Origin of the sequence: Nodosilinea sp. LEGE 07298 (genome assembly GCF_015207265.1) — a bacterium.
GTDB lineage: Bacteria > Cyanobacteriota > Cyanobacteriia > Phormidesmidales > Phormidesmidaceae > Nodosilinea.
The window spans coordinates 1-6,181 of record NZ_JADEXE010000353.1 but is presented as its reverse complement, the minus strand read 5'-3'; the positions used below and the strand labels follow the sequence as shown (position 1 = coordinate 6,181).

Here is a 6,181-nt window from a genome sequence, read left to right as displayed (position 1 = left end):
CATCTACCCATCCACCCCTACTCCGCCTGCTGCCGAATCAGCTGCTGCACCGCCGTCAGCGCCCGGTTTAGCTCCGGTCCCCGGTAGGTGGGGTGTTGTTCAAAGGCCTGCTGCTCTTGCTCCAGCATCAGCACGTCTTCGCGCACCAGTCGCCGCAGCACAAAGCTAGCCGAGTTGGTAAACGATCGCTTCACGAACTGCCGCACCGCCAGCGGAGTTTTGTGCAGCTTCGGGAACCGCTCCAGGGAGGTAAAGTGCAGCAGGTAGGCGCGGGTGTGGGTTTCGCTGACCGGGCAAAACAGGCAGTAGATCTTAAAGTCATCCCCCAGGGTCGATTTCCAGTGGGGGTAGTAGTAGTAGACGTCCAGCGGCTCAGGATGGAGCTTACGAAGGGACGGAATGATCAGCTGAGAGGCGGACCAGATTTTGTCGATCCGGTAGTAGCTCTCAGCGTCGTAGTGGGCATGAACGTGGGTTACATCGGCCTCTAGCCCGGCCAGCACCGGGTTAGCCCACACCTGAGCCCCGCCGTGTAGGTGGCCGTGGTACATGTCCATCAAATTCTCAATTAAGAATGAGTAGTGGGCCTGCACGGCGATGGTGGCCACCGAGCCAATGAAGTTGAGGTGCTCCCATTCAGGCACAGGCAGGGGCGCGAACTGCTCTGCCAGCGTCGCCTCGCCGGGGAACAGCCAAACAAAGCCGTCTTGCTCTTTAACCGGGTACTGGCGCAGGGTGCAGGTGGGCAGTTTTTGCTGGGGTTCAAGGTAGGGCACGTGGGCGCAGCTACCGTCGGGGCCAAACTGCCAGCCGTGGTAGGCACAGACCAGGTTGTCGCCCGCCACGGTGCCCTCGCTGAGCTTGACCTGGCGGTGGGGGCAGCGATCTTCAACGGCGATGGGGCTGCCGGTGCGATCGCGGTACAGCACAATCGGCTGGTGCCACAGGGTTCTGGATAGGGGTTTATCCTTCAGCTCCTCACTCTGGGCCACCACGTACCAGTGGTTGAGGTTGATGCCCAGCTCACGCAGAGGGCGTTTAGGGGCCAGCGTCGTTTTTGGGACTGGGGAATCTTGGCCGCTGCCCGCGTCGGGCTGTTCGAGGGTTGTGACCGCCGTGCTCTCTAATCCGTCCATCTCACACCTGCCTTATCGCTGAGAATCATCTGCCTATGCCGAGATAACCCCTAAATTTTAAGCACCCCTTCCGGATTCACCGACAGAATGGGGCGGCGCTGCACCCCTTCGCGCTGCAAGATCGCGTTGGCCGCCAGTAAACCACTACTCACCGCCCGCTCCATAAGCCCGCAGGGAAAGGGCATGCGCACCCAGTCGCCCGCAAACAGCAGGTTTTCGGCGGATGTGGTGGTTTGGGGTCGGTTGGCAAAGCTGCCGGGGGGAAACCCCGCGAAATTCTTTTGGTTGACCAGCTGGCGGTGCAGCACGGTTGCGCCCCTCAGCTCGGGCACGATGTCGTACAGCTCGGCCTCAAAGGTGCTGAGAATATCGGCTTGGGTGGGAAAGTCTTTTTCTTTATAGCAGTAGGCGTGCAGCTCGACCACGCTACCCCCGGTGCGATCGCTCCAGGCAATATAGTCGTCCTGAATGCGGTGGTAGAGGGTAATGCTGTCGGTAAGCTTGTAGCCCGAGAGCGAGGTAAACCAGCTGTGCTCCCAATCGAAGTCGCGATCGAACCAGAATCGCCCCACGGCAAAGGGGTCGGCCACCCGCAGCTGATCGACCTGGGCCACCAGGGTCGGCTCTACCTCGCCCTCTGAGAGGGCAAACAGGGCTTTGATACCGGGAATATCGGCCGCCATTACGTAGTAGTCGGCGGTGAGGTCGTGGGCCACGTTGGCCTCGGCGCTGGCGTTGGCGGCAACCAGCTGAATGCGATCGCCTTCCCGCTGCAGCACTTTAAACGCTGTCAAATTTTCCCGCGCGGGGCCAGCCAGCACGGCACCATCGCTGGCGTAGGCGGCTCCGTGGCAGGGGCAGAGGTAGCCTTCGGCATTGGGGCTGACCTGGCGCTGGACACTACAGCCCTGGTGGGTGCAGGTCAAAGACAGGGCCGTTTTGCTCCCCGGTGCCACCGAGTAAACGCTGTCTCCGGCACCAAAGTATTCCATGGTCTCTGAACTCAGCAACGGGTTGCGATCGACCCAAAAGGGCACTGTGTTAACCGCAACGCTGCCGTTTTGGTAGGTCACCCCGGCCACTTTGCCCTCCTGCCAGTTAACCTGGCTGACGGTTACGCCCGTCAGCACCTGGCCACCGTTGGCTTTGATCGCCTCAACCATAGGGTCGACCAGCGATCGCCCCATGTCCTGGCAGGTGCCGTTAAAAGCCAGCCCCTCGGGGTTGCCAAAGAAGTAGAAGTGGAAAAACTGCATCAGCTCCCCAGCGCTGAGCACATCGGGGGAATTGAGGCTTGATTTGGCGAAGGGCAAAAAGTAGAGGTCGTACAGCCCGCGCGGAAAGTCATTGCCCACCCACTCGGTCACCGACATTTGATCAAGGCGTTCGTAGGTTTGGGGGTTGCGAAAGCCGGTAATTTCTCGAAACACCTGAAGATGCTTGAGGTGAGTCAGGTTAATGCCCCACTCCAGTCGATTCGACGACGAAATGGCCAAATCGACAATATTCCACGGAAACGCCGAATTGCTGGGGCGAAATACCTCGGGGTCGTAGTGGTCTTTGTAGACCAGCGAGTAGTAGTCGAGCGATTTGAAGTTCTGCTGAATGCTGAGCTCGTCAACCAGGCTAAACAGGTTGTAGTACTGCGGAAAAAAGCCGTGAAAGCCGTGCTCCATCATGAAGTGGTCGTCGCCCACCTGAATGGGCCAGCTGGCAATTTTGCCGCCTAGCTGAGGCGATCGCTCCAGCAGCGTGACCGCCACCCCGCGCTGGCTCAGCTCGTAGGCCGTCGCCAGCCCCGCCAGCCCACCACCCACAATGATGGCCGAGGTCGATCGCCCCACCTGGGCAGGTAGCTCCAGGCGATCGCGCTGAAATACTGTGGGCTGGGGCTTGCTGAGGCGCGAATAGCTCAGCAGAGCCGCAATCCCTCCTACACCGAAGAGCTTGAGGACATTACGACGGGCCAGGGTTTGGGCAAATAGCCCCTCTAAAGATTGACTCATCTGGGGTTTTAGCGTTGCTTAGGTCAAACTCGCCTGGGGAGAATTCCCGAGGGTGTGTGGAGAGCGACTTGGGCATTTACGGTAACACAGCTTCCCGGCCAGGGGAGGGGCATCCAGGGCTTCCGGCCAGAGGAGGGCGGATCCCACGTGCAACCTGTTAAAGACTGTAGTATTAAGTTGCCTTCACAGTCTACTCATCCGAATGAAATACGTGCGAGAGACCCTAGCGGTTGCCCAGCGCATTTTAGTCGAGCTGGGGCGGCGGCGACGGAGCCTGATTTTTTGGGCTATTTTTCCGGTGCTGCTGCTCATTCTCAACAGCCTGATTTTGCAGGAGCGGCTGCAACTTTCTCTAGCCGAGGCCTATACCCAGGCTGCTCCTTCCACCCTGGTAGGGGCGGCGCTGTTCTTTAGCGGCCTGGGCGGTAGCGTAGCCACGGTGGTGTCTGAGCGCGAGCAAAAGACGCTGAAGCGCCTGTTTCTGTCACCCCTGAGCGGGGTGTCGTATTTTTTGGGCATTTGTTTGGCCTATGGGGCAATTGGGCTGGGGCAGACGGTGCTGGTCTATGCGATCGCCCTCTTCTACGGGGCTAGCCTGGGCGGCAATCCTCTGGCCAACCTGCTGATCGTGCTGCTCAGCATTGCCGCCTACGTGGGGGTGGGGTTTGTGCTGGGCACTCAGCTCGCTCGCCGCACTGAAGATGTTAACGCCCTGATTGCCGCCTTTGGCATTCCGCTGATGATTTTGGGGGGTACCTTTTTGCCGACGGCCTTTTTCCCCGACTCCCTGGCCCAGCTCACCCAGTTCAACCCGATCTACCACATGATCGAGGCCCTCTCTGGAGTCGTCGTGGAGGGCAGCACCCTGGCCGAGGTTGGCCCCCACGTGCGCTTTTTGAGCCTGTTTGCCGTAGCTATGGTGGTGGCTGGCTGGCTGTCGTACCGCCGTATGGTGCAGGTCGAGCGCCAGCTGTAGGAACAGCTCTGGCCTGCTTCCTGGCCCGCTTCGTGGCTGAAGCGATACAGTTATAAAGAATGCTGGACTAAAGCAGGGTTGCCACGAGATGTCGTCGCCCTTTGTTAGGGGAACGCAGCCTCGACTTAAGGCTGTTTGCTGCTGTTTTTGATTGTGGCAGCTGGGGTTGATTTAATTTAGAGCCTCTTTAAGGGAGAATCGCTATTTTTCGTGAGTGCTAGCCTGCCCGTTTTAGTTGTTGTACACCAGTCCACCTCCAACCCAGGTCGGGTGGGGGATGTGCTAAAAGCCCTGGGGTTTACCCTCGATGTGCGCTGCCCAGCCCTGGGGCAGTCGCTACCCGCTACCTTGGAGGGCCACAGTGCTGTAGTGGTGTTTGGTGGCCCCATGAGCGCCAACGACGATCACCTAGACTTTATTCGTCAAGAACTCGACTGGATTGCGATCGCACTAGCCTCAGACAAACCCTACCTGGGCATTTGCCTGGGGGCACAGCTGCTGGCCCGCACCCTAGGGGCAGCGGTAGTTTCTCACCCGGCGGGTCAGCGAGAAATTGGCTACTATCCCATTGTGCCAACCCCGGTAGGTCAGGAACTGCTGCCCAGTCCGCTGATGGTCTATCAGTGGCACCAGGAGGGGTTTACCCTGCCAACGGGCAGTCACCTGCTGGCCACCGGCTCCCTGTTTCCGCACCAGGCCTTTCGCTACGGGCGGCGGGCCTACGGCCTCCAGTTTCACCCTGAAATTACCGCCACTATGGTCAACCACTGGACCACCGAAGGAGCCGACCAGCTCACCTGCCCCGGAGCCCAAGCGCGCAACTACCAGATTAGCCAGCACCGCCTTTACAGCCCAGCCGTAGAGGACTGGCTGCGCCAGTTTTTAGCCGAGTGGATGGGAGTTACCGCTAACGCCAAGGCAATGGGTGGGCAATACCTTCCCACCCATTCCTCCAGCACGACCCAAAGTACGGCCCAAAGTACGGTTCAGAGCACAACCAAAGACCACTACTAAAGTCCGCCAACGATACCGAATTCGGCTAACAGCTAACGGCTGAAACCAAACACCAGGGAGGGAACAAGGGGTGAAGATTGGGGTAATTGGGACTGGATTAATGGGGGCACCGATGGCCCTCAGGCTGCTGTCGGCTGGGCACCGAGTGTGGGTGTACAACCGCACCCCAGAACGGCTTAAGCCTTTAGAGCTAGCAGGGGCCACCGTCTGCCCCACGCCCCTCGACCTGGCACAGGCGGTGGAGGCTGTCATTCTTATGGTGACTAATGGCGAAGCAGTGCGATCGCTCCTCAACGACATGGGCCTGCGCGATCGCGAAGCGTCCCCACAGGGAAATCGTTCGTCGGCGCTGAGCACCTGCGCCATCATTCAAATGGGCACCATTGCCCCCGCCGAAAGTCAGGCTCTCAGCCAAAGCGTGGCCGAGGCCGGAGGCACCTATCTAGAAGCGCCAGTGCTAGGCAGCATTCCCGAAGCCAAAAACGGCAAGCTGATCATCATGGTGGGGGCCGCAGACGACGCCTACCAGCGCTGGCAACCCCTGCTCGCCTGCCTAGGCAGCACGCTCTACCACGTCGGCCCGGTCGGTAGTGCCGCCACCCTCAAGCTGGCTATGAACCAGCTAATTGGCTCACTCACCGCCGCCTTTGCCCAAAGCCTGGGCCTGGTGCAGGCCGCTGGTATCGATGCCGATACCTTTATGGCGGTGGTGCGCCAGAGCGCCCTCTACGCCCCCACCTTTGACAAAAAGCTGCACCGCATGCAGACTCGACAGTTTGCTGACCCCAACTTCCCCACCAAGCACCTGCTGAAGGATATGAGCTTGTTTGTCGCTGCCGCCGAGGCCGCCGGGCTGCGGACCCTTCCCGCCGAGAGCGTGCGACAGCTAGTTGACCAAGCGGTCGAAGCCGGATTTGCCGACGACGATTACGCCGCTCTATTCAATATCATTAGCCCTCTGTCAGATTCCGACTAAGCCACCCAGCTAGTACTCTGCGGCGCAAGTTTAGATACTATTCTCGGGGGGTTAAGGAGCAGGGGGGCTAGGG

At 59.7% G+C, this 6,181-nt stretch carries 5 protein-coding genes; 3 read left to right on the top strand and 2 right to left on the bottom strand.

All coding sequences use genetic code 11. The features are described from left to right. Positions 1 to 17: 17 nt before the first annotated feature. Entirely contained in the window at positions 18 to 1,136 is a 1,119-nt protein-coding gene (locus IQ273_RS29060) for an aromatic ring-hydroxylating dioxygenase subunit alpha (RefSeq protein ID WP_194026596.1), read from the bottom strand. A 50-nt stretch (positions 1,137 to 1,186) separates the two neighbouring features. Then, the gene (locus IQ273_RS29055; RefSeq protein ID WP_194026595.1) at positions 1,187 to 3,142 is read right to left on the bottom strand and encodes an FAD-dependent oxidoreductase; all 1,956 of its coding nucleotides are present in this window, start codon (positions 3,140 to 3,142) and stop codon (positions 1,187 to 1,189) included. Between the two features lie 202 nt (positions 3,143 to 3,344). Between IQ273_RS29055 and IQ273_RS29050 the strand changes: the two genes are divergently transcribed. The 3 genes from IQ273_RS29050 to IQ273_RS35125 all read left to right on the top strand — a co-directional run bounded on the left by IQ273_RS29050 (position 3,345) and on the right by IQ273_RS35125 (position 6,108). Next, positions 3,345 to 4,118: an ABC transporter permease gene (locus IQ273_RS29050; protein ID WP_194026594.1), complete on the top strand. Its 774-nt coding sequence runs from the start codon at positions 3,345 to 3,347 to the stop codon at positions 4,116 to 4,118. A 210-nt stretch (positions 4,119 to 4,328) separates the two neighbouring features. Further along, positions 4,329 to 5,132, top strand: a complete 804-nt coding sequence (locus IQ273_RS29045) for a glutamine amidotransferase-related protein (protein WP_313898291.1) — start codon at positions 4,329 to 4,331, stop codon at positions 5,130 to 5,132. A 70-nt stretch (positions 5,133 to 5,202) separates the two neighbouring features. Continuing rightward, a complete protein-coding gene (locus IQ273_RS35125) occupies positions 5,203 to 6,108 on the top strand; it encodes an NAD(P)-dependent oxidoreductase (protein ID WP_194026593.1) in 906 nt (301 codons plus the stop codon). Positions 6,109 to 6,181 lie beyond the last annotated feature (73 nt).